Origin of the sequence: Paenibacillus sp. PastF-3, from assembly GCF_029893135.1 — a bacterium.
GTDB classification, from domain to species: Bacteria; Bacillota; Bacilli; order Paenibacillales; family Paenibacillaceae; genus Paenibacillus_AQ; species Paenibacillus_AQ nitricinens.
The window spans coordinates 107,956-132,026 of record NZ_JARXWM010000013.1 but is presented as its reverse complement, the minus strand read 5'-3'; the positions used below and the strand labels follow the sequence as shown (position 1 = coordinate 132,026).

The following is a 24,071-nucleotide window of genomic DNA, read 5'->3' as shown; positions in this document are numbered from 1 at the left end:
ACACAGGATATAAAATTCTGTATCAAAAATATACTTTTGTGACTTTGACTTTTTATAACAATTTGATATGATTAATTCAAATACAAACTTCTGTATTCATACGTTTACAGAATTTCGCAAAAAAAAACGTCGTTGATATCCATTTTAAAATATCTTGCAATAGCAAATGCCAACCAAAGTTCAGGGGAACCTCCTTTTTCTATCTTGATAATCGTTTGTCTGTCTGCCCCTACAGACTTAGCTAGTTTTTGTTGACTTAGCTGGTTTGCTTTTCTTATTCCCTTAAGGTCATTAGTTATTATGTATTGAGGAGTGGAACAAGCTTTCAACGATTACCGTCCTTTCTAAAGTATGATAGGAAGCAGTATTACCTTTTCTGGTGTGGGCCAGAGTGGTTTATATTTTGAATACTCATTTGAAATTATACTCATAATATAACTGTATTCCAAGTAACTGTCAACGATCATATACAGTAAATTGACTGTTAATTGTATTTTATTGATTACAAATGATTCATCTCGGGTAAAAATGGGCAAATTTAGGAAGGGTGAACTCTTATGTTAACTTCAGATGAAAGAGAACTATTGAAGAATGAGTTAATGAATGAAATGCGAGAAGAACAGCGTAACTTTTTGAGAGAAAAATTAAGAGCTGAAATGCAACTATCTAACTTAACATCTTCTTCATCAGTAAAAAAGAAAAAAGGCAAGACTACAAAAATGATTGTGGAGGAACTCTCTGAAGAAGAGTTACTAGAAAGATCTCGAACGCAAACTAGCTTTGGAAGATATCTTGAGCAATTAAGAATATCTCATGGACTGTCACTTCGAGATGCTATGAAACTTACTGGCCTAAGTCATTCTTATATTGCAAAACTAGAGAAAGGCTCCACCCGTAAGACCGATCGAATAGATGGCGGAGTTTCATCTGATGCTTTAAGAAAACTTGCTCATGCATACCAAGTTCCTGAAGAAGAAATGTTCATTATGGCTGGTTATACTGTCGGCGACAGCGTCGTGAAATCTGAGGAGCCTCAAATTTTCAATGAACGTATTAAAAAATTCGGAGAACGATTAACTGAATTGGTTAATCAATCAGTCTTACCTTTAGAGTTTATTTCCCTTAAGACCAACATTACCGACATAAAACTCAATGAGTTAATGAACGGGAAAGCAAGACCGCGGTTGGAGGATGTTTATAGCTTAGCTCCAATATTCGAAGTCACCCCGGATTATTTATATGGATATGTCGATGAAACAAATGGTTATCATACAGAAATGCCAAAATTGCCTGATCTTATTGATTTCATTACTTCAAACAGCTTTCAAGCATTTGGTAAGCCAATGTCTGCAAGCGATAAAGAAAAAATCGTTTCATTATTAATGAATGTCTTAGAAGATTCACATCAAAGAGCAACTGATGAAGAATCAAATGAATAGGTGATTTTCAAAAAAAGCGTCTACACAGATTGCTAAAACCAACCTGTGTAGACGCTTTTTTCAATTTAAATCAACAACTCCAGTCAAACTCCTTGATTTCCTCGAACAAAAATACTATAAACCGATATCTTTAGCAGCATTCTCATGGAAAAGTGTACCCATCCTAATGTACTTACGCACCATTTTTTCTGACGTATGTCTGGTTTGCCCCATGATTTCTCTTTCATTTTTTCCAGCCATCGCAGCTGATGTCGCTAGACCAGAACGGAGGCTGTGACCTGAAAAATCATCAGCGTCAAACCCGCATTTTCTTATATATAATTTTATTACATCAGCAACTGCTCTATCAGATAAACGATTGATTCCTATCTGACCGTGACGGTTTACCTTTCGGAATATTGGTCCATTCTGAATCCCTGAGATCTTCAACCAGTTCAAATAGGCCTGAACCGGACAAGTTAGAGGTTGGCTACCATACGGTATACCAATCAGTTCTCCCTCACCCTCCTGGTCAGTCTTCGATTTCTTAATTTGAACAATCAAACCTCCAGAGGATTCTTGAATATCTTCAACGTCCAAAGCTGTGAGTTCACTTCTCCGAAAAGCACCGGCAAAACCAAGCAGCAGAAGTGACTTATCCCTTATCCCTTTATTATTTTCTGGGACCTGATTAATCATTTGCTTTATCATTTCCACTAAAATTGGCTTTTTACCTGTTTCCTTACTACCATGTTCTCTACGAATACCAGCCACTGTATCTCGAACAGTGATATCGACCGGATTTTCGTACTTTGCGTATTCATGAGCTTTTACCAACGCACTTACACGCCTTTGAATTGTAGCTACTTTTATCCCACTTAACGCTAACGATGATAAATAGAGATTAATCGTATGTGCTGTTGCAGGCAAAGATATAAGATTGAATTTCAAACACCAATTTTGAAAGTCACGCCAGTCACTTTCATAAGCTTTCTTCGTGTTTTCTGCTTTTGAGTTACCTAAATATCCAAAAGCGCTCAAATTTAATGCCTCAAGATCCTCCGCGGCATTGCTCAGATCAGTTTCATTATCTACAAGAATTAATTCTTTACTCACCGCGGATCACCTCCGATTTCAATAACTCATATATCAATGTATTACTCCGCACTGCTCTGCCATAGTTGGAATGCCTTTCTTAGCTGTGAGTCGTTGCTTACATCATCAAATATAAGAGGTGGCATTTTACTTTTGGCTCGTTCTATTTGAATATTGGTTATAGCATTGATTAGAAGCTCGTCCCGCTCCCTACCAAGAGAAATAATCTTATCTCCAGATTTTTCTGCAGCAGCGCGCATTACTATTTCCTGATAAGTCATTACAATTTCCTTTAATGAATCAATGTTTTTTGCCGTAACCATCTCTAAAGCCCCTGCTGCATTAGACAATCCTACACCAAAGAATGGATCAGCTACTTTCTCTTTTACATAAGGTGAATCGGCATAATTCTCCTCAAGAGCCTTAACAATATAGCCGGCAAGGTTATTGATATTTTGACCTGCATTTATTCTTTGTACGTGACGAACGTTCTCCTCTATGTAATATGGGTGATAATTCTGCAGTAGCACGGTTGCCTTTTTACGATGGATACCATTTTTCACAAGTAAATGGAGGATACGTTCTACGTCATAAGTAGTTTGATCCAGGCTTTGTCTTGTTTCCACGTTATGATTATTCTTCCGAATATGAAAGATAAATGACTCAATTGTTCTTCCTATTTTTTTATAAACATCATAACTAAAAGAAATGTCTGTTTTTTCCTCAATTTCTTTTTGAGCTGACTCAATGACCGTTCTCAGATGTTTTATCATTGTGTACTTATCATCCGCTATAGCTAACTTATGTCGAAGCTCTTTGACTTTAATAATCCGACTACTTTGCAATTCTCTTTCTTTTAGTAATTCATATATTCTCCAAGAATAAGTTGATTTTAATTGAATAGTATTAATTAAACGGTACTTTGTGAATGCTTTTAATTCACGCAGGTATGGTGCCAAATCTTCAGAGAGTTTAATAATAATTCGACCCTCACCCTTGTAATAAGTAGCACTCTGAACCCATGTTATACGTTTAATTTCTTTATCATTCTCAAAAGTAATTTGTTTAGATTGTAGCTGCGTTATTGTTTGCTCGACACGTTCATATAATGATGCCCCTGTCTGTCCAAATAATTTAGCTAAATCTCTGACATACAATGTATAAGTTTTAAATTCTCTATCTGAAGGTTGAACAAGGCTTATGATCGAAGTTATTACTTTCATTTCTGTAATGTTTAGATCATGTCGAGCATTTATCATTTCCCTAGATTGATTGACCCAATAGTGAGGTTTTATTTCAGCCACTTCTGTAGTAAATTTCATAGCTAATTGGCCTTCCCCATCGTACTCTAGTGTATCTTCATCGTTATCATGTATTTCTATAAACCCCATCACCGTTCCACCTCCTCTTATTAATATTAAAAGAAGTATATTGATTGAGCGAATCCCCTATATTTCATAATCCTTCTTCTCTGTCATAAAACTTCCACTTAGCTATTCCGTTATGCAAAAAGCTAAGTTTTTTATGTATATGTCCAGAGATAGGGAGTCTAGCGATCTTATGCAAATGTAAATGTCCAGAAATAAGGAGCGACTTTAGAGGTTTTACTATTATATGTCCTGATTTACGGAGCGTACGAGTAATATGTCCAGAAATGAGGAGCTATTGCAACTCTTTATTCCATATATATCCTGTGTTTTAAATAAATTATCTCTCATACGTTTGAATGGCTCCGTTTATATGGACATATCAATACATTTTTTGAATCAATTATCTTTGAGACTCCCTTTTTCAGGACATATCACTCCTTTTATATGGACATAACACTCCGTTTGATTGGTCTTATGACTCCCTTTTTCAGGACATATCACTCCTTTTATGTGGACATTTCATTCCTTATTTATGGACATATAGCCTCTCAAACCCATATGGCTCTAGCACTCTACTAACTCCTAACAATACAAAACATATTAAAACAAATATAAACAAAATTAATAATAGAAACATACAGAGTTTTTAAAATATATGTCGCCTAATAGAAAATCAATATCAGAATGAGACCTAATGCAGTTATATGTCTATAAAAAAGGAGCCAAATCTATAATATTCTTAATTATTTCAACAACTAGACTGTTCAAGTTTTAAATATTTAGTCCAAAATACTATTTTTCAAAGATAAACTCTTAAAGAAAATTATGATTTTTTAACTTTCTATTCAAATTAATAGAAAAAAAGAAAACACTACATACTTGTTATACTCCGTTTTTATGGACATATTTAAACCTTAAATACGGTTGTTTAATAAAACCTAGGTTAAACAATTCTCTCAATCACATTTCCGTGCTAATAACTTTTCTTCTCCAAAAGCAACAATACACTATCTCACATCTCCTCCCTCTTTTAACTCCATATAAAGACAGCGTTCTAACTTCCGATACACTTCCATTATCGGAAGTTAGAACGCTATTTCATTATAACACCGCATATCAGTCCGAATCTACTATTTTATGGGTAAAAATTATGATATACTAAACAAAATGTTAACCTATTTTTAGCGGTTAACCAGTTAACTTACTTATAAAATAAGGATTTTGTGGTTAACCATTTTTTTAAATAAGGGGATAATAAAGATGGCGACAAAAGGGATTAAAATGAGCGAAGAAGCACTGGAAGTGGTAAATAGTAGAATTGAAGCATCCGGAATGGATGCTGGTGAGTGGCTAGAGTCCCTCATGGCGCTAGAAGTGATAAAAGAGATCCAGAAACATGATCCAGCAGTTGAATACGACCTGAAGGATCTTGAGAAGCACATGAACCGTGTCTATCATATCTTGATTCGGATCTATCAACGTGGAGCGGATTCGGTTGAGGAGATAAAATTAAACTCTCTAGAAGAAGCATCTAATTTATCCCAAGAGTTGGAGTCTCTTCGTGTTGAGTTTTCTCATATCCAGAAGCGCCTTTCACAAAAAGAGGAGGAGCTAGTCGAGGCTTCAGCTACGCAAATAGATCTTCGAACAAAAATGGATCTTTTAGAGAAAACAGCAACTACGCTTGAGGAGTTAAATCGTTTGAATAACGATAAATTAAAAGAATTGAAAGCGAAGATCGATGAACAGCTACATATCGAACAAGAAGCATTTAAGATTAAAAATGAATTAGTAGAACAAAGAAAATCATATGAACAAGAATTACAAATGCAAAAAGAGGAAGTAATCAGAATACGTAAGGAAAACGAAGAATTAGAAAAAGACAATGATATTAAAAAAATAGAGCATGATTCAAAAATCGACCAATTAATGAAGGCTCATGAACGTGAGCTAGAAATCCTAAAAAAAGAAATGGAGATGACCGCAAAAGAAACCTTATTAAAAGAAAAGTCTTTGTGGCAAGAAAATAGCAACATAAAAATCGACCAATTAACTAAAGAACACATGCATTCTATGACTGAGTTAATTAAGAAGTTTCAATCTAATTCTAAAGACATTAAAATTGAAGGAAATCGAGTAGGAGGCTACCCATTAGTTGAGTAGCCGACCTCTCACACCACCGTACATACCGTTCGGTATACGGCGGTTCAACCGCATAAGTGCATGTTACGTAGACGCTCGTACTGCGCAGGAAAATCATAATATCCTGCTTGTGCGAGCTTTTCGTTTGTTATGGAACGAGACAGCACCGGGCTTCCGGCGATCCGCCAGTATCCGAGACGGGTGTTTCCCCATTGGTAAGCCTGCCACCCCGGTATCCCCAGTTTGCACAGATTTTGTACCTTTGTTTTCGGCTTCTTCCATTGCTTCCAAATGTACATACGAAGTCGCCTTCGCAGCCATTCACTCCAGCTTTGCAATATCCGTTTCATATCAGCCACATAATAGAAGCCGATCCATCCCCGAATGTAGACCTTCACCTTCTCCATGACTTGGCGAACATTCCTGCCTTGACTACGGCTCGTTAGTCCTTTCAACTTCTTCTTTGCTTTTGCGAGCGATTGCCCATGAACTCGAATATACACACCACTTCTGTTCTTTCCTAAAGCAAAGCCAAGGAATTTGAAATGCTTCCGGGCCACTACACTGACTACCTTGCTCTTCTGCGTATTCATTTGGAGCCTCAGCTTGTTCTCTAGGTGCTTCCGGCATGATTCCAGAAGCCGCATTGCTGCCCGTTTGCTTTTGGCCAGCACTACGATGTCATCTGCATAGCGGATGACATTCACTCCCCGGCTTTTCATCTCCTGGTCGAATTCGTTCAGGTAGATGTTCGCCAGTAGCGGCGATAAGGGCCCTCCCTGCGGAGCGCCCTCCTCCGTTTTGCAATGCACCCCATTCTCCATGACTCCACTTTTCAGATATTTCTTAATCAGATCGGTTACACGTTTGTCCCCGATTTGTTTGCGCAGTAGATTCATAAGCAGCTCATGGTTCAGTGTGTCAAAGTATTTAGAAAGGTCGATTTCTACCGCGTAACCGTAACCCTGCTTTGCATACTCTTTTACCTTGCTAATGGCTTGCTGCGCGCTCCGCCCTGGGCGGTAGCCGTAGCTCCCCTCCGAAAAGAGTGGCTCAAATAGTGGCTGTAGCTGCTGGGCGATCGCCTGCTGGATGATCCGGTCTATGACCGTGGGTATGCCAAGCTTCCGGACTCCACTTCCGTCTGGTTTGGGAATTTCCTTGCGTCGCACTGGGCTTGGCTTGTACCGGTCTTCCTGGATATTTTGCAATAGCTCATCTCTATGTTCCTGTAGCCATGGCAGCGCATCTTCTACTGTCATTCCATCGATTCCTGGCGCACCATGGTTGCGTTTGACCTGCTTGTAAGCTCTGTTCAGGTTGTCTCTGTTCAGTATCTGCTTCAGTAGGTCCGTTACACCGTCTCTTTCTTCACTTTCCCGAGTGCCGGCGCTCCGCGCTCCCGCATACTCTTCGCGCTCCACGCTATCCCTCTACGGGCAGCCCTTTCGGTATTCTGCTTTCATGGCGCCAACTCTCCTTCCTGTACATACTCGAGACTTACGATTGTTCGACCCTTCCCGAAAAAAAACTTTCCGGTACTATGGCCTCTGCTGACTTCTCACAGCAATCTTTACTCCGTCTTTCGGTTTTTTTTCTTCCTACTTCACGTCTGTGAGATCTCCCCGGGTAAGAGCGATAACCTTCCCCTCATCTATCTGCCACATTTACAGGATAGGATTCGGGCAGTATTGGACTCCGCTTTGTAATGCAAGCTCATCCGTCCCATCATGCCTTGTATGTGATTTCTGTTCGTCAGACCAAGGGTTTGCCTCCGGCTTCCTTCAGATTCCACCTCGCGGTGGACACCCTTGCCTTTGGCTAACAGTTCCTACTGCCAAGCCTGTAGCGGACTTTCACCGCCGAGTTATCGCCCATGCCGGGCGCACATTAATCAATAAAACAGCAACCTTAGACCCAAGAATCTAAGGTTGCTGTTTTATTGAATTTGCATCTTAATTGTTATTGTTAGCCAACACGATATGATTCTATTTGGGTGATTTTGTGTAGTAGACATGACAGTGGCCAGTCCCCCAACCTTCCCAGTTTGTACCATGCCCTGTAGGATTAGTAGTATGAGAATCTTCGTCCGTTGACCGAGAAAACTCCACTTTATGCAATACATATGTGTAAGTACCTTCACCTTCAGGAGGGTTATTCCATCCATAAATTAATTTCTCAGCCTCTGGCTTACACGCTGATTCAGAATACGCTGCCCTTACTTCAGGTGGGGCAGGACTATGTCTACCGTATATTTTATAGTACGCGCTAACTTCCAATGGATTTCCGTCTTTATCAATCCACATCAATATTGGGAGACCCTCGTATAATAGATCCTCTCCATTTTTATGGGATTTCCCCCCCAATAGATCCCAACTACATTTCTAGGATTATTGAGATCAAAATTAAAATTTTTACTCAGTACAATCCCTCCTCATCTTCCTCTAAAATTGTATGTGTAACATCCTTATATTTTTCTAAAACACAACTTTATATACACATTTTAATTCCCTCTTTATCATTAGCTTGAATTTGTTCATAGAAGAAAAAAACGAAAACGCAGACTATAGACCCAAAAAAACCACGTACCCATCCTTTAGAAGGGTACGTGGTTTAAAGATACCTATCATCTATTCGACTTCATCGGGAATATAGTAGGGGCGTGAGCTGCAATTGCTGGTCATGCCGCTGGCGCTTCTCGTTCAGTTCCATACCGACTTGCCAGTCTATTACTTTACTTTTACATATTGCATCATTAAGCGACATTAACACAATTAAAATGTACTTATGATACATAAATGTTTAGTAAATCAATTCTGGATGACTCTTTTTTTATATTATAAACTCTGTAAACACTGGACTTCTAAGCATTCCAGATTTGGTCCAGTTCCTCATTCGCACCTTTGCCCGTAATCTTGGCTCAAGATGTACAAAATCCTTATCCTCGCCTTTTACAAGCTGCTGAGCTACTCCTTTGAACGCCTGCTTATGAATCGGTGACGCGCCGAGTTCGATGATCCCAGCTGGACGTAATTTTCCAGATGAACCGGACGGTACAGCAGCCAACCAACCAAATTCCTGTTTGCGATAACCAGTTATGAAAACATCGGCATAGGTCCAATTGATAACCTTCTGCCACGCGTGAGAGCGCCGACCAGTCTCGTATATGCTGTTTTTACGCTTACCTACTACGCCCTCCATACCCATTGTTTCAATCTGTTTGAACAACGCCTCTCCAGCACCTTCCACGTGTGGTACTATTCCAAAGCTATTAGACGGTAGAGTTAATCCCGCCAGTATCTCTTTACGGCTCATAAGGGGCAACCCACGTAGATCCTGACCTTTATGCATCAAGATATCAAAGATGGCATAATACGCTGGGAGTGTCCCGGTGAGTTGTACTATCTTCTCTGCTCGCCTTGTCTGAAAACGGCTCATAACAGATTCGAAGTCTGAAACACCAGTTGTAGGATCGACACAGGCAACCTCGCCATCTAGGATTACATCGTCCGTAAAGGGTAGATGAAGTTCAGGATATTGCAGAGTACATTCGTTATCGTGTCTTGTATATAACCGAATCTTACCAGACTCTTGGGAAAAAATAAGTCGATGGCCATCTATCTTTGGTTCAAATATATAATCGCTGTGCGAAAATGGTCCGGCAGCAGTTTGTAATAACATAGGGGATATAAACATAGTTTCACCTCAACCTAATTATAAATGCCAATGGGAGAGGAAAGGGCAGGGAAGTATTGGGCATAAAAACACCCGTCAACCTTAAGTGGTCGGCGGGTGTTTTATTATTTCTTGTAATTTATCAATATAGGGTTGATGATATTTCTCCTCAAGCTCTTTTCTAGCTGCGATTGCTGCGGTCTCACTTTTGTGAGTGCCGCCTGATATACGCTTGCCTTTAACAGTGATAGATACCTCGAAACATTCCTTTCCTTGTCGATTCCGACGGGATACACCTTTGTGACCGGAACCACTATCAGACCGTACCTTTTTAGTAAGTAACGGCACCTGAACACCATCAACCGTCATATTGCTTTGAAGGACTCCTCTGGCGTTTGCGATTTGTACGGGATTCTGACACCCGCAAGATATTGTTTCGCTTCTGCGCAGCGAAGTCCCATTAGCGACTGTATTTCCGCCACAATCACATTGACAGAGCCATAAGGCATTGCCGTTTTTTGTACTTCCAGCGCGTTCAACGACAAGTAATAACCCGAATTTTTTATTTTTCAGATCCAGTGTGTTAACAGGAGACTTTTTTCGTCCATCAGATTCTTTCATATTTCATCCTCAAATCTACTCTTTAACCATAGATGCCGCCCCTCGAATATCGCGTCGGGTCTCCCAAATCGAGTTTCTTTGCCGCGATAGCCCGGTTTCATCATTGCCGTGGCTGTTTTTGTTACGTTTTGCCGCGTGGTACCAAGATAATCAGCAAGCCAAGCGGCTCCAACGTATTCAAGGGGCGGTGCTACTTTACCAGCGTCACGCCAGTAGGGTTATTCCAATCGCAGGCTGAGGACTCGTCTGTCGTTTCGTGGTCGATCACTTTCCATGTGATGATGTAAGTGTTACCCTCAGCGTCTAATGCTTCAGCAATGTACTGCTCGCCATCATCGGAAACGTGTGGGTCTTGAGTTGTGCGGAGCTCTTTACCTTCAACTTCTATAATGGTGCTGTTCATTTCGTTCAGTTCTTCGAACTTCATCGTCAATTCCCCTTATGCCCGGCCCCTTGTTGAGCCTGCGGCAACTACAACCAAGTAGCTACGCCTTCTTTTATTTTCAGGGTGCGAGTTACGCCATTGTGTACAAATGTAAGTGCGTCTCTGAATGACTCTCTGTTGTACAATCTGCCTTTTTTCCCAGTTTGACCATTTGTGCCAGTGTGAAAACTAGCTTCAATGTTTGCTGCATAACCAGAGTAAACTTCCAATCCTACGATATCGTCAACGACTACATAAATCGACCGATCTTTAACTTGTGTGATAAGACCAAAGTCAGCTGCCACTTCTTTTGTTTCGGACCATGCCATAGCAAGAGATTGAGCGAGATATTCTTTTACCTTGCCACCGAATCGTGTTACAGCACCTTTAGCGATCTCCCAAGCTCTTACCATGACGTTTTTCATCTTCGTTTCCTCCTTTGGTTTGTCTCTTGCTCTGATATAAATATAACAAATTAGGTTGCTTAAAGCAACCACTTGGAAAGAGGTATTTTGATTTATTTTCCATTGCTTAAATTTCCCTAATACGGTTATAATACAAACAAACGTTCTTATTTTCGGAGGAGATCACATGAAAATGAGTGTCGGTCAAACCATTGAAATCATATACCAGGACAAAGCGGGTAAGATTACGCAACGTAAGATCGAGATCCTCGGTATCCGTGGCGGACGTATCCGGGCCACATGCCTGACTACTGGCGCTCCTCGGGTATTCTTGGTTGATAGCATATTATCCTGGAGACCGGTTGCGGAGAAGCATCATGCTTGATGATACTCCGCGCAAGCTGCTGCGAATTATATCGCAATTTAGATATCAATTCAGGCGGATGCCAAACATCAAAGAGTTGGGACGATTGAGCGGACGCCACCCGGCGGAGATAATCAAGGGTTTTAAGGTGCTATCTGCGGAGCATTATATAGATTGGGATGTGTCTAAGCCTATAGAGACAACAATTATTATTGAGGGCTGGGAACGGAACGTGCCGTACGAAAAAACGCAACAACAAGGCGCAGAGAGCGGCAGTGGTGGTACTAATATTGATTACTGGCTTTATCATTAGGAGGGGTCACTATGACCAAATTAGACGGTAATGAACGCTGGAAAACAAAAATGATCATGACTGAGCATGTTGAGCAGTACGAGGAACAGCAGCGTGAGAACCCAGATAAAATGATAACTATGGAGGAACGCACGATGGTTCGAGACCTCATTTTGCTTCCCTACATAGATACGATGGTCGGCAAGAGCCTGAAGGAACTCGAACACTCCAGCAGCATTCTTAAGCGTACCTTCTTGATGGCTGGCGAATCCATACAGCGCCGGATCATGCAGGATACATATCGACTACAGAAAGAACTGAAGATGCGGAATATCAAAATGCTGGCGGATGAGCAAGATGAATTTATCACGTATTACAAAATCTTTTGTCGAGGATATCAGGAACGCTTTGGATTAACTCGAGATGTTATGCGTACAGAGATAAGTTTAAGGTTGACTAAATATACAGCTGAACTCGGAGTAATATTAAAAGACCCCCTGAAATAACGAAATCCCGTCAACCATAATTGGTCGGCGGGATTTTTTGAATATTGTTACTAGGGTCTTGAAGAAGTTGTAATATTGATAGCATGATCTTCACTTGAAAATCCAGCGTTGTCAATGACGCGTACGATACAAAAAACGATTAGTACTTGTTCATAGACTACGCAAAATATATTTTGCGATCATCAAGAAACCAGGAGCGGCCACTGACAAATAAGCGTACAAAATGAGTTGTTCTGTGTGTATCTTGTGGTAATTAAGTTGATCAAATTATTTCTACTCTCGCATTCTCGGCATAAGATAAAAATAAGCTTCATAAACTTTCTCAATCTCCAAGAGCAGAATAACCTCAGGTACATGAATTACTTTTGCTTGGCTTATAAGCATCCATACCTCAACCGATACTCTTGCTGACAAGTCAATTGTATTTTTAGGTTTACCATACTCCGGACCTTCTTTAACCAGCAATACATCTTTCCACTCTTCAACAGTCCTTATACTCAGTTCCATATACCTACGCTCCCTTCACTATAGCGATAGTCTTTGTTTAGCTGTTTGCTAATTTTAACAATTGAAACCCCACTATCCCAAAGTCGTCGGATCTCAAATGAGTCGTAACCATTCTGGTGCTCCCCTACTTCACTTTATTGACTTATATTTAAAGCTAATATTTCTTGTGGCAGCTGTAACTGGTTAACCCCCATATTTGCCGCTATTCTCTCGATAGATACCCCACTCTTATATTGCATTACAGCGTAGGTATTTCTTAATTTGCGGGGCAGGATAGAGATCCCTCCCATTTTGTTGGATAAATCCTGAAATATTAAATGTATAGACTTTGGTTGAAGATGCCCTCCACCACGACCAGGGAAGACGTACATTTCGTTTTGATTCAACAATGTCAAATACTCATCTAATGGTTCAGCATAAACACCTGTGATTTCAACTATTCGCTGTGATCCAACCCTGATGAAGATTTGAAATCCATTTTCAATGGGAAGAATATCTGTTCTTAGTAAACATCCCCCTTCTTTCATCTGTAATCCTGTATACATGTATAAATAGGTAAGTGCTCGCATTCTTTTCGTAATGATGTCATCATCCCGTGTAGCTATTATCTCTAACAATGAAATCAACTGATTTATTTCAGGTTCAGTTAAGTATTCTCGATCACTTCTCTTTCCCTTTCTTTTTATCTTAACGCTAGGATCATAACCAGCCAAATAATTGTTCATCCATAAAAAATCAAAATATTTTTTTATGATAGAGATTTTTTTATCTATTGTTGTTACTGCTTTTTGGTCAATTTCTTGATTTTTTAAATACCCTTTAATAATTTCTTGATTTATATTAAAATACTCAGTTTTAGGATAAACTTGCTGAAACCAACTCATAAATTTCCTGATTTCAACAAGGTACGTATACACTGTTGCCTCTGTCAAATCGGATTTAATAAGATATTTCTCAAACTCTTCCTGCTTGTATATACTCATAGTTCAGCATCCCCTCACATGCTTATTGTACCTCACAAAAGTTTAAGAATATATTCCATATAAAATATTCCACTTGCTATATTTGCAGCATAACCAACGGTTCGAAAGGTTTAATTTCCAGTTTCAATAGAACTGAGTTATGTAAAATAAAGGACAAAGATAATTCGGAGAAATTGTCCTTAACAGTAAAATACACAAAAAGCAGAAAGGCTATATTCATAACTTGGCCTCATCTGCTTGAGTTTTTCCCTATTTCTTCTAGATAATATCAAACTAATATGTTTTTGAAAATACTAGCAGCATTCCATTTCACTTTATCTCTTGTAATGTTATTTTCCATGGCTCTCTTAAAAAAAACATGAATTACAAAATCCTGAATTGCTTTTGTTCCCACATTTCCCGTAAGCACATGGATTATATCATTTTCCTCGACTTGGTTCAGCTTGCATTTAGCTGCATACTGTTGCCACTCAATATCACTCAGTGAGAATACAGCTTGTATCTCTGATGCTCCCAAGCGCAAATGGTTATTCTGGAGCAATAGAGCCACTCTAATCATGGCTTCTCCAGCATAATATCCGTTTTCATTCATGTGATCCAGCTGTCTGCCTAAGGATTCATACTCTTTTGTGAGATATGTTGGAGCATCTAGTATTAATCGTTCACGCTCTATCCATCTTAAACACAATGTTAATTCATCAATCAATTCTGCAAGGGTAGAACAATACATTTTTATAATTATCAAAGCTTGTATCCACATTTTCTTTTGCCTTCTTCTATTCTCTAACTCATTTTGTTGACAAGTATCTTTTTGTGATGTTTGTCTAACACAAAATGAAAGCATTATTTTTCGAAGATTTTCTATTTTTACCAGTCGACTATCAGTTGTACTCAGAACTAAATTAGTATTCTTCGTGATCATTTTTATCGACACCCTATTCATTAGTATTGTTGCCTGTATGTAAATCATACTATAAACATTTTTATTGTAAACGTTTATGTACAGTAATTTATATGTTTGTTACTATATTCGTAGGAAATGACTCCCTAAAGAATATAGGAGGCTTTAAAATGACTATTCTAATAATTGCCGAGAAACCAGATATGGGAAGAAAGATTGCTGAAGCATTAGGTGGCTTAACAAAAAAATCGGGTTATTTCGAAAGCAACCAATATATCGTAACTTATGCTGTTGGGCACCTTTTAGGCTTAGCTGAGCCTGACCATTATGATGATCGTTATAAACGATGGAACCTTGAAGATCTGCCGATTGTGCCTGATAAATTTCAGTTAATTCCTTCCACAAAAACAAAAGATCAACTTAAACTTATACATACATTGTCCAAGCAATGCTCTTCTATTGTTAATGCTTGTGATGCTGGTCGCGAAGGCGAATTGATTGCTGGATATATCCTCCAGTACCTTAATATTAAGAAACCGGTTCAAAGATTATGGATTTCTTCGCTTACTCCAGAAGCTATTCGTGAGGGTTTTAAAAATTTGAAGAATGGAGAAGAATACTATCCTTTGTTGACTGCCGCACGCTGCCGAAGCGAGGCAGACTGGTTAATTGGAATGAACGCAACACGTGCCTTTACAACTAAATTTGGCGGTCCAGGAAATGTATTATCTGTTGGTCGGGTTCAAACTCCAGTTCTGGCAATGATCTGTGATAGACAAGATGAATTGGAACGCTTTAAACCTCAAACATCATACACAGTTGAGGCCAACTTTCAACAAGAAAATACTTCTTATACTGGATTATGGCATACAGAGGAAGACGTAGTCGATCGTACAGTAGCAGATAGAGTTTCTAATAAGGTTAAGGGTAAAGTTGGCAGGATAGAGTCTTACGAAGTAAAAGACGGAGCAGAGAAACCTCCTCTACTATATGATTTAGGAGATCTCCAGTCAGACGCAAACAGGATGTTTGGTTTTTCGGCTAAAAAGACTCTACAAATCGCACAATCCCTATATGAGGATCACGAGATAATTCATTATCCTAGAACATCATCAAACTTTGTTGCAGCTGACAACATACCAGTTATGCACAAGGTTTTTAATCTACTTAGATCATTAGATAAATACCAGACTCTTATATTTGCTGGAGATACAAATTTAGTTTCTTCCAGTAATAAAAACATTTGTAGACCAGAGAAAGTTGAAGACCACCATGCTATTTTTCCGACACAAAAATTACCAGGCAATTTAAACATAGATGAAGAAAAACTTTATGACTTGATCGTACGTCGTTTTATAGTACATTTTTATCCTAGCGCGAACTACAGGCATCATCGAATCAACACTGTAATTGAGAACGAACAATTTAAGACTTCCATTCGAGAAACCATGGATGAAGGTTGGAAAGTGGTCTATAAGACATTAAAAAATGAAAATAAAAATAAAGATACTGAGAATACAGAAAACAGTGAGGAAATGAATGAAATATCGAACTTCAATTTCGACCCTGAACAAATGTCTTTCTGCATTAGTTCTAATACTAAAGAACGTGTAACCAAGGCTCCACCAGCGTACACTGAAGGCACACTCATCAAAGCAATGAAGCATGTTGGACGTAAAATATCAGACACTCAGTTAAAAGAGGGAATGACTGATCTACAGCTAGGTACTCCAGCTACTAGAGATTCTGTAATTGAAAAATTAAAGGATCAGAGTTATATCGAGCTGAAGGGAAGAAAAATATCTCCCACCTCAAAAGGTAGAGAATTAGTATCAAAATTACGAGAATTAGAATTAGCAGTTTTAACAAGTGCTGAAATGACAGCAATGTGGGAAAAGAGGCTGAACGAGATTGCAAAAGGTCAAGCAGCCCATGATAAGTTCATGCATAATGTTATACAGTTCACTAATAAAATTGTACAGAAAATAAAGGATCAACAAACAGATGTTGCGAATCGAATTAAGAATGATTTTGGTGATTGCCCCATTTGTAAAGCTGGTAAAATTATAGAGGGTACAAGAGGGTTTGGTTGCTCTCTTTACAATGAAGGTTGTAAATTTACGATATGGAAAGTTCAGTATGGAAAAACCATTTCACATAAACATGTTAATGATTTGATTAGTAAAGGAAAAACGGAAACTATAAAATTCAAAAATAAATCTAAGGTTGAATATAAAGCAAAACTTATACTAATGAATGCTGAAATTAAACTCGAATTTGTAAACAGCAGGAAATTAAAGAAGTAAATCTATCTCTGAAAGTAGAAAATAAAGTAGTAGACTGATGCTGGAACTGCGCTTAAAGCCGTAACTCATCCTAAAGCACCGGCACAAGATCTAACCTGCTCCAGCTAAGCACGTATACTGACGATCCTACCTACTACTTTATTTTCAGACTAAAAATTCTGACACCAATCCAAATCCTCGCCAGTCTTTCACATTTCAAACAAAACGTATGCCAAGATCGTGCGATCGTGCGATCTTTCGATCTATCAAACTTTCGTAACCTTATTATCCAAACGATCCTCTTCCATGAATTCGCTCCTGCAGTTGTGTTTTAAGATTCAGTTTTCTTTCTAGTGAATGATTTTATGAATTTCTGAAAATTGTTATCAGGCCTACTTACTTTTGAAATTTGTCCATTTTGAAGTTCCTTTTCGTAATGTTCACAACGCTCCTTAAAGAAACTATCCATGGATTTAAGTTCATCCAAGGAAATAGAACGAGTTATTCTCATTTTACTTTCAAAAATATAAGTCGGTTCATAAGGAACTTTGTAGAAATCAGGTTGCCCTTCTGGTTCAACTTCAAGAAAAATTAATTCTAGTGGATTTTCAAATTTTGGAAAACCGCAAATGGTATTTGGAGAATCCATTACGCAGTGCCCATTGACAGTTCCTCCGATACTTACAGAAGTATTATTGTTGTTAATTATTTTCATATCCTTACCTACAGCTTTTATAAACAATATAATCACTCTCCATTATAGATTCATAACTAATTATGAATCTATATGGATGATAAAGTGAATGCTAATATGGTTCTATTAAGTCTGGCGGTTCAGGAGCATGAGATGGAGGTTTAAGATCCTCCGGACTTTTCAACATCGTGAACGATCGCAACGAATCGGCATTTCCGGAGGTACAACCAGGAGACGAGCTACAACCCTCATACGGGTTGTAGCTGGTTTACCTGTTTTAAGTTATGTTAACCATTCAAAATAAAGAAATGTGGATACCTCATAAATATCACCCTCTTTAACAATGCAAACAAATATAAATATAGATTAAATATTATTTTATAATCACAATATAAAACATCTTATATTAATAAATCCAACTCCATATCCTAACTTAAATACAATATTGTATATAACTACAATTTTAAATTTATATATACGTTTATCAATAGATTGTAATGCATTCTCTAATTAAGTTCTTAATACGTTTACATTTATAAAATTATATTCATATATAAATATAATTTTACTTTTTATATAACTATACGTTGCAGATTGTAATTATATATGTGTTGATCTTTGTGTTTTATATGTAGTTGTAAATTTACTTTTATAGATACATTTATGTATAGATTCATTTATGCATGCATGTTTAAATTCATACATAAATGCATGATTAGTATTAATCATATATCTTAATTTAATTGTTTAATTGGTGGTAGAACGAAAGGTATAATTGAAACGTAAGTTGTCTTCAGATTGACATACTATTTTAAAATCAATTAAACTTATAAATGAGACATCATAACCACTATTTAATATAGGAGGTATTACGAATATGGCGGACTCATCCGCGAAGACTATTTCTGTCGGCATCACAAAAGGTGGTTCCGGAAAATCAACTGTTTCTAGCATCCTATGCCATCTGCTAAGTAAAAAATACAAGGTTCTTGCAGTGGATGCAGATGGCCAAGGAAATCTCACACAATTATTAACAGGTGTAGAGGATATATTCGAATTTACTGACAATTCGGTCTATAATGCCATCCTAGATGAAGATGCTAGTAATTACATATATCAAATTAACAAGAAGCTTCACATCCTACCAGGTGATGAAAACATCAATACACTAGGACCCTACTTTCACATAGAACTTCGTGATAGAAAGGTGCTCTATCAGCACACATTACAAAAGGCACTTGAAAAAGTTAAACATCTCTATGATTTTATAATTATAGACTGTCCTCCTGCGCGGGGAGAAATTTGTATCGTATCACTTACAGCTTCAGATTATGTACTCATACCTTTTGAGACAAGCGCGTTCTGCTTTTCTTCCTTAAAAAGCTACTTGGAAACTGTTGAAAAAGTTCAGGACCATCTTAATTCAGATTTAAAAGTCATAGGGATTTTACGCTCTATGATAGATAGCAGACGAAAAGACAATGAATTTTATTCAAATCTTGTGGCTGAGACTTACCCGGATTACACATTTGATACTATTATTAAACGCACAGCAGCTGTCGGAAGACTTCCTTCATTTGGCTTTGATGATAATCCAGATTTGAAAGCAATTATAAAACAATATCAACCATTCTATAAGGAGTTGTTAGATAATGTCCGCTAAAATAAAATCTATCGAGGAAAGGATGAAAAGTAGAGTTCTTACCGGAGATAGTGCCTTGTTTCCAAAAAAAGTGAGTGAATTAGGTCAAAGCCTAGATAAAGACAATCCTAAGCCTCTTGTAGTCGATTCTGATCCCCTAAAAGGGCAAGGAGAATCACGAGGACAAAGCCAAGACAAAGACGGCCCAAACCCTCTTGTAGACGATCCTGATTCCCTAAAAGGGCAAGAAGAAGGACAGGGAAGAGATAAAGACGGTCCTAAGCCTCCTGAAGTCGATTCTGACCCCCTAAAAGGGCAAGAAGAGGCAAAGGGTCGACAAGCAAGTGGTGAACATTTAAAACACTCTACAGATACCCATCCAGGATTAACAATACAAGATGAAATAGAAGCGTTAAACAACAAAATGGGCGGGGGAAACGCCCTTCAAGGAGCTGTATACACACAAAATATGAATACTTCTAACGCAGAAATGACACAACCTGTACCTTATAAAGTTAAACACTTTAAAAAGGAAAGACTTATAGATACCCATACACAAAGGTCCTATTACATCGAAAACGAAATTGCGCTCATAATTGAAGAACTAGCTGGTGACGATACAGGGTTCAAATATAGATTTGTGAATGAAGCCATTAGATTGTTAATCCATCAAGAATATCCACATTTAGTTAATCGACTAAGACCTCAATAATAAATATCCATATATTCAAAAAGCTACTGCAGAAAATCTGCAGTAGCTTTTTTTCGAAGTAATCAAAGGAAAACTCCAAGTTCAAAGAAATCTTATTTTATCAAGTGGCCAAAAAGAAATAACCGCCTTTCCGATGATCTTACTTTTTTTGATTGCTCCAAAATCACGCGAATCGAAACTATTTGGTCTGTTATCTCCCATTACAAAGTAACTATCTGAAGGAACAGAATAAGGACCAAAATCTTTCATTATGACACTTGTTCCATTCTGAGCATAGTACTCTCTAATTGGAAGTAGATATTTTTCTGGCAAAGGGGATCCGTCTATATAAACAACATTGCTCTTTATCTCCACCACCTGTCCAGGGAGAGCGATCACCCTTTTAACATAATCATTAACTTTACTAGCATGAAAGGTGATAATATCACCTTGCTGTGGATCTGAAAAATAATAAATCGCTTTTAGGGATAAAAATCTTTCATTGTTTATCATTGTCGATTTCATTGAATCACCGGATACAATAGTAGGTAATACAACAAAATGTTGAATTAAAACAACAATAACTATTGCATAAATAACACTTTTTATTAGCTCCCAGCTGGAAGTAAATAATCTCATAGTGAATGAATTTTCTTTAGATGTCGAGTCATCAACGATAGTATTATTTTTCATGTAACCATCCCTTATTTAATCAGATAATTGAACGAAGAAAATAAAGCCTATAACTTCCTTTTAGCCAACTTAATTGCAGCGGTTAAGGTCATGGAATTTACTGTATTTTCGTTATTATTTCGAATATTTAGACTCTAACCACAGGTATAATTTTTCTCTAACTTCTGTATCAAACCATCCCCATTGTTGAGCTAATCCTTTAATGAAAGATGGGATTTCTTCGGCAACAATTATGATTTGTTCTTCGCTCGGTTTAACACCTCTTATATCTAAAAAACAATCGTGCAATTGATCTCTCATTCCTTGAGTTTCATTCATTTTCAGTACCTCCAGAGTAGGTATAATTAATTATAAATGTATCAGTGTACACTCAACTATGATTGTTCCATGCACCAAAGGTCTAACACATAATCGACTTAGCATTAGACTTCCACAAAACGCTCCTGGCAGGGTGACCGGTCGTTGTTACCCCGCGTTTGAAATCAGCAAAGCATCCTGGAGTCCACGAACGATTCAAAGGGAGCGTTCGCCATTTCTACTTCCATACTACCTCCGGTTGATTACTGGTTCTCGCCATCGACATCAGACTAATAATTTATTTTGCTAGTCTAGCGCTTTATTGGTCACAGACGAGTGTACAATCTACTTTATTGTAATTAGTTGTGTACACAAACACAAGCCATAGTACATAAATATATTGATTCTAGTAACTTCTAAAAGCGCTTCCATCTAAACCAATTCGAATAGAGCACAAATCAAAATTTACAGTGATGTGTTAAAAGCGGTCCGATCTCAATACCATCATTAGCTCAAATACAGGTATAAAAAAATTACTAAAGTTCTATAATAATTCTGAATCTAGCTTTCTTGCCATTACGTAAGTATTGCTGTATTAAAAAGTGTGTTTGTAAGTTAATGAGATAATTAGGAGGTTTCATAATGACATTAATTGCAGCAATAAAAAATGAAAATCAAGGTTGCATTATTAGTGACTTTCGGATGACTAATGAAGTAACTCACGTTCAACAAGATGTAGGGCTCAAATATATTGGATTTGATGACCGATTGATGATTTACATGGCAGGGAAGCCATCGTTTCTCTTGCCGAAGCTTGAAGAGATTCTCCCTTCTATAAAGGATCAATTAAATTTTGAGAATGTGGACCAAGCTGACAGCCCACTCAAATTTGTTTTAGAAACTATCATGGCTGACCTGGAAAGTGATTGTGAGTCTTCTATTATTGGAGTGTTTTTAAACAAATCCACTAATGAATTTAAAATGTTTCGTATGGATTTGCAATTTAGAGGGAATGGTTGGGAAATCGGAATTCTCCCAGATCAAGACTTCACTTGGGAAGTCATTGGCACAGGAGGAATACTCATGGATCGTGATTTCTTCCCATCATGGCGTCCATTTTCTCTGCATGAAGTATTTTGCAAGGGGATTAGACCTAAAGTTAATGCAAATGAAACTTACAGTATAAGTATAGAAACGGTGGCTGACTCTATTGAACAGTCGATTAGAATGAGACTTTTGAGTTTAGGCCCAAGTGTTTTTAAGAAGCTAGGTATCAGCCCAGTAATGAATATTAGCATTATTGAAGGAAGCCATCTAAGAGTAAGAGGAGCAGAGTATGAAGTTACAACCTTCTCTCCTGATATGGAAGTGGAAATAACTAAGTATGCTATACAAAAAGCTCCGGGTGATAGTACAAAATTAGTAGATCAAAACAACAAAGAAATAAGAGCTCACCAAACAAATAGCGATTTCCCAGGTACTACAACGGTACCTATTATTTTTGATCCGCTTGGAGTAGAAGGTGATGATAACACTCACCCAGATTATACATTGAGGCAGGAAATAAATCCTCTACAGGGAGGAGCCATGGAAGTTGTAAGATATATAAGAAAGAAAATACTCCGAGAGTGGTCAGGTGAGTCTTTCGAGATAAGACATGATATAAAAAGTCAAACGGAATTGATTGATAATATGGTGAACTCTATCCCTGAAAAGTTTCTATTTGTTAATCCGTTCGATTTTAATGAGGACGAAGATTTATACTGGGAGCGGGTAGATTTATTTGATCAGCAGTGGATTGAGCAAAGATATGGAAAACAAAGTCCTTTTAAACTTCAAACCGAAGAACAGGACCTTGTAGAATAAATGTACTGGATATATAGGAAAGAGGATAAAGATAAAGAAAGACTGCTCAGAAATTCTCACGCAGCCGCCGCAGTTTGGTACATTAAGGAATCTAATCAGTCTAGCCACTTGCAGATAGTTGCAAATTGAGAAAACGCTGAAAGTGGAAATTCAACAAACTAAGGACAAACTCACTGAAACTCTTGTCCTCCAATTGGGTATCTCTCACAAAACGAAGCAACTTCATCTGACTAATATCTTTAATCCCATTTCCCCGGCATAATAAGGGTTATGATTTTTGATTACTTCATGAAATCCGAACTGTAGCTAACGCTAATGGATACAAGCTATTTATTGTTGATATGGTTCTTTCTTTCTACAAGCGTATGCTTTCTAAAGGAGCAAAAGCAGCCATAGAAGCCAATGATGTCATATTAATCGATGATGAGACTGAGCTGCTTTCGCATCGATCTTAACATTTTAGAGTCGTCCATTCTTGGGACGGCTCTTTTTGTTTTTTCACTATTAGCACTGGTAGAAGTAAGCAAAGTCAAACTACATGTAAAATTCGATCTATATAATGCTTTTTAAAAAAAACATTAGTGCATCATTAATTCAACTATGCTCAACTTAATACATCGAAACAATAAAAACCCTTTATACATAAGCGTTTTTATTGTGCATCATTTATTCAATTTAGTATTATTTAATTGAATTAAATCGCCTTTTATTGTATAATAAAGATAGCGGATTTTTGAATCCTAAGAAGCGAGGGGATAAGTTTGTTAAGTATTTCAGACCTGGAAAATAAATATGCAGGAGAAAATATCCCTATTTTTGAACTTGTAAAAAATCATCTTCATGGTACGGTTTTAGATATTTTCACTCTCATAATGGATGCCGACCAAGGAATTTCGAAGACACAAATACAGGAAGAGTTCAAAAGATATACTAGTTCAATTGAACAGACGACTAAATTCCGTTATCCGGTAAGTATGGGAGTGGCAAAACTGGAGGGAGCGATGATGGTTGAAATACGTAAGGAGGGAACAGCAGATTTGCTGTACTTAACTCCATTTGGGGAGACTGCAAAGGAAATATTAGGAGACTTGTTTGAAGTTGATCAAAGAATATTACGAGGAAGTAAAATTGCAGCTGCAATCTACCAAGAAGGAATATTAAAGAGAAACAATATATCAGGCACTAGAGAATAGGGAGGAAA

The 24,071-nt window shown here is 37.8% G+C and carries 25 protein-coding genes; 10 read left to right on the top strand and 15 right to left on the bottom strand.

Translation table 11 applies throughout. The annotated features are described in order from the left end of the window. Nucleotides 1–104 precede the first annotated feature (104 nt). Nucleotides 105–329: a helix-turn-helix transcriptional regulator gene (locus tag M2444_RS23235; protein ID WP_256990570.1), complete on the bottom strand. Its 225-nt coding sequence runs from the start codon at nt 327–329 to the stop codon at nt 105–107. 228 nt (nt 330–557) lie between these two features. Here M2444_RS23235 and M2444_RS23230 point away from each other — a divergent pair, with 228 nt between their 5' ends. Then, entirely contained in the window at nt 558–1,439 is an 882-nt protein-coding gene (locus M2444_RS23230) for a helix-turn-helix domain-containing protein (protein ID WP_280788181.1), read from the top strand. 114 nt (nt 1,440–1,553) lie between these two features. Here the strand turns inward: M2444_RS23230 and M2444_RS23225 are convergent, their stop codons facing one another. Together M2444_RS23225 and M2444_RS23220 are read right to left on the bottom strand one after the other, a co-directional pair. Then, complete coding sequence (locus M2444_RS23225; protein ID WP_280788180.1) at nt 1,554–2,534, bottom strand: site-specific integrase; 981 nt, start codon at nt 2,532–2,534, stop codon at nt 1,554–1,556. Between the two features lie 41 nt (nt 2,535–2,575). Next, nucleotides 2,576–3,904 carry a replication initiation protein gene (locus tag M2444_RS23220; protein ID WP_280788221.1) on the bottom strand — a complete coding sequence of 443 codons (1,329 nt, stop codon included), beginning with the start codon at nt 3,902–3,904 and terminating at the stop codon, nt 2,576–2,578. Nucleotides 3,905–5,143: 1,239 nt separating this feature from the next. Between M2444_RS23220 and M2444_RS23215 the strand changes: the two genes are divergently transcribed. Beyond that, the gene (locus tag M2444_RS23215; protein WP_280788179.1) at nt 5,144–6,046 is read left to right on the top strand and encodes a hypothetical protein; all 903 of its coding nucleotides are present in this window, start codon (nt 5,144–5,146) and stop codon (nt 6,044–6,046) included. Between the two features lie 44 nt (nt 6,047–6,090). On the opposite strand, the gene ltrA is transcribed toward M2444_RS23215, so the two are convergent. The 6 genes from ltrA to M2444_RS23185 all read right to left on the bottom strand — a co-directional run bounded on the left by ltrA (nt 6,091) and on the right by M2444_RS23185 (nt 11,170). Continuing rightward, entirely contained in the window at nt 6,091–7,449 is a 1,359-nt protein-coding gene (ltrA, locus tag M2444_RS23210; protein WP_280788178.1) for a group II intron reverse transcriptase/maturase, read from the bottom strand. 564 nt (nt 7,450–8,013) lie between these two features. Continuing rightward, the gene (locus tag M2444_RS23205; RefSeq protein WP_280788177.1) at nt 8,014–8,334 is read right to left on the bottom strand and encodes a hypothetical protein; all 321 of its coding nucleotides are present in this window, start codon (nt 8,332–8,334) and stop codon (nt 8,014–8,016) included. 523 nt (nt 8,335–8,857) lie between these two features. Further along, entirely contained in the window at nt 8,858–9,721 is an 864-nt protein-coding gene (locus tag M2444_RS23200) for an ATP-dependent DNA ligase (protein ID WP_280788176.1), read from the bottom strand. Nucleotides 9,722–9,802: 81 nt separating this feature from the next. Then, the gene (locus M2444_RS23195) at nt 9,803–10,321 is read right to left on the bottom strand and encodes an AP2/ERF family transcription factor (RefSeq protein WP_280788175.1); all 519 of its coding nucleotides are present in this window, start codon (nt 10,319–10,321) and stop codon (nt 9,803–9,805) included. 190 nt (nt 10,322–10,511) lie between these two features. Then, nucleotides 10,512–10,748 carry a hypothetical protein gene (locus M2444_RS23190; RefSeq protein WP_280788174.1) on the bottom strand — a complete coding sequence of 79 codons (237 nt, stop codon included), beginning with the start codon at nt 10,746–10,748 and terminating at the stop codon, nt 10,512–10,514. 44 nt (nt 10,749–10,792) lie between these two features. Continuing rightward, a complete protein-coding gene (locus M2444_RS23185; RefSeq protein ID WP_280788173.1) occupies nt 10,793–11,170 on the bottom strand; it encodes a hypothetical protein in 378 nt (125 codons plus the stop codon). Between the two features lie 166 nt (nt 11,171–11,336). Here M2444_RS23185 and M2444_RS23180 point away from each other — a divergent pair, with 166 nt between their 5' ends. Genes M2444_RS23180 through M2444_RS23170 form a run of 3 tightly spaced genes read left to right on the top strand, consistent with a single transcriptional unit; the run spans nt 11,337 to nt 12,311 of the window. After that, a complete protein-coding gene (locus M2444_RS23180; RefSeq protein ID WP_280788172.1) occupies nt 11,337–11,534 on the top strand; it encodes a hypothetical protein in 198 nt (65 codons plus the stop codon). Further along, nucleotides 11,512–11,826: a hypothetical protein gene (locus M2444_RS23175; protein ID WP_280788171.1), complete on the top strand. Its 315-nt coding sequence runs from the start codon at nt 11,512–11,514 to the stop codon at nt 11,824–11,826. The genes M2444_RS23180 and M2444_RS23175 overlap by 23 nt, the downstream gene beginning before the upstream one ends. An 11-nt stretch (nt 11,827–11,837) precedes the next feature. After that, a complete protein-coding gene (locus M2444_RS23170; protein ID WP_280788170.1) occupies nt 11,838–12,311 on the top strand; it encodes a YhjD family protein in 474 nt (157 codons plus the stop codon). A 273-nt stretch (nt 12,312–12,584) separates the two neighbouring features. Here the strand turns inward: M2444_RS23170 and M2444_RS23165 are convergent, their stop codons facing one another. The 3 genes from M2444_RS23165 to M2444_RS23155 form a co-directional block, all read right to left on the bottom strand. Then, nucleotides 12,585–12,818, bottom strand: coding sequence for a hypothetical protein (locus M2444_RS23165; protein WP_094877654.1), 234 nt, complete (start codon nt 12,816–12,818; stop codon nt 12,585–12,587). A gap of 134 nt (nt 12,819–12,952) precedes the next feature. Continuing rightward, nucleotides 12,953–13,801: a tyrosine-type recombinase/integrase gene (locus tag M2444_RS23160; RefSeq protein WP_280788169.1), complete on the bottom strand. Its 849-nt coding sequence runs from the start codon at nt 13,799–13,801 to the stop codon at nt 12,953–12,955. 268 nt (nt 13,802–14,069) lie between these two features. Next, nucleotides 14,070–14,723 (bottom strand): hypothetical protein, encoded by a 654-nt coding sequence (locus tag M2444_RS23155; RefSeq protein WP_280788168.1) that lies wholly within the window; start codon nt 14,721–14,723, stop codon nt 14,070–14,072. A gap of 149 nt (nt 14,724–14,872) precedes the next feature. Here M2444_RS23155 and M2444_RS23150 point away from each other — a divergent pair, with 149 nt between their 5' ends. Beyond that, nucleotides 14,873–17,008 (top strand): type IA DNA topoisomerase, encoded by a 2,136-nt coding sequence (locus M2444_RS23150; protein ID WP_280788167.1) that lies wholly within the window; start codon nt 14,873–14,875, stop codon nt 17,006–17,008. Nucleotides 17,009–17,318: 310 nt separating this feature from the next. Here M2444_RS23150 and M2444_RS23145 read toward each other — a convergent pair whose 3' ends face one another. Further along, nucleotides 17,319–17,729 carry a hypothetical protein gene (locus tag M2444_RS23145; RefSeq protein ID WP_094877658.1) on the bottom strand — a complete coding sequence of 137 codons (411 nt, stop codon included), beginning with the start codon at nt 17,727–17,729 and terminating at the stop codon, nt 17,319–17,321. Between the two features lie 829 nt (nt 17,730–18,558). Here M2444_RS23145 and M2444_RS23140 point away from each other — a divergent pair. After that, nucleotides 18,559–19,344, top strand: a complete 786-nt coding sequence (locus tag M2444_RS23140; protein ID WP_094877659.1) for a ParA family protein — start codon at nt 18,559–18,561, stop codon at nt 19,342–19,344. After that, the gene (locus M2444_RS23135; protein ID WP_280788166.1) at nt 19,334–20,035 is read left to right on the top strand and encodes a hypothetical protein; all 702 of its coding nucleotides are present in this window, start codon (nt 19,334–19,336) and stop codon (nt 20,033–20,035) included. Before M2444_RS23140 ends, M2444_RS23135 begins: the two co-directional genes overlap by 11 nt. Nucleotides 20,036–20,116: 81 nt before the next feature. Here M2444_RS23135 and lepB read toward each other — a convergent pair whose 3' ends face one another. Continuing rightward, nucleotides 20,117–20,707: a signal peptidase I gene (gene lepB / locus M2444_RS23130; protein WP_094877661.1), complete on the bottom strand. Its 591-nt coding sequence runs from the start codon at nt 20,705–20,707 to the stop codon at nt 20,117–20,119. Nucleotides 20,708–20,821: 114 nt separating this feature from the next. After that, nucleotides 20,822–21,025 (bottom strand): hypothetical protein, encoded by a 204-nt coding sequence (locus M2444_RS23125; protein WP_094877662.1) that lies wholly within the window; start codon nt 21,023–21,025, stop codon nt 20,822–20,824. Between the two features lie 621 nt (nt 21,026–21,646). On the opposite strand from M2444_RS23125, the gene M2444_RS23120 reads away from it, so the two are divergent. Both M2444_RS23120 and M2444_RS23115 read left to right on the top strand, forming a co-directional pair. Beyond that, nucleotides 21,647–22,870, top strand: a complete 1,224-nt coding sequence (locus tag M2444_RS23120; RefSeq protein WP_280788165.1) for a hypothetical protein — start codon at nt 21,647–21,649, stop codon at nt 22,868–22,870. 761 nt (nt 22,871–23,631) lie between these two features. Then, nucleotides 23,632–24,063, top strand: coding sequence for a hypothetical protein (locus tag M2444_RS23115; RefSeq protein WP_094877664.1), 432 nt, complete (start codon nt 23,632–23,634; stop codon nt 24,061–24,063). The last annotated feature ends 8 nt before the right edge of the window (nt 24,064–24,071 follow it).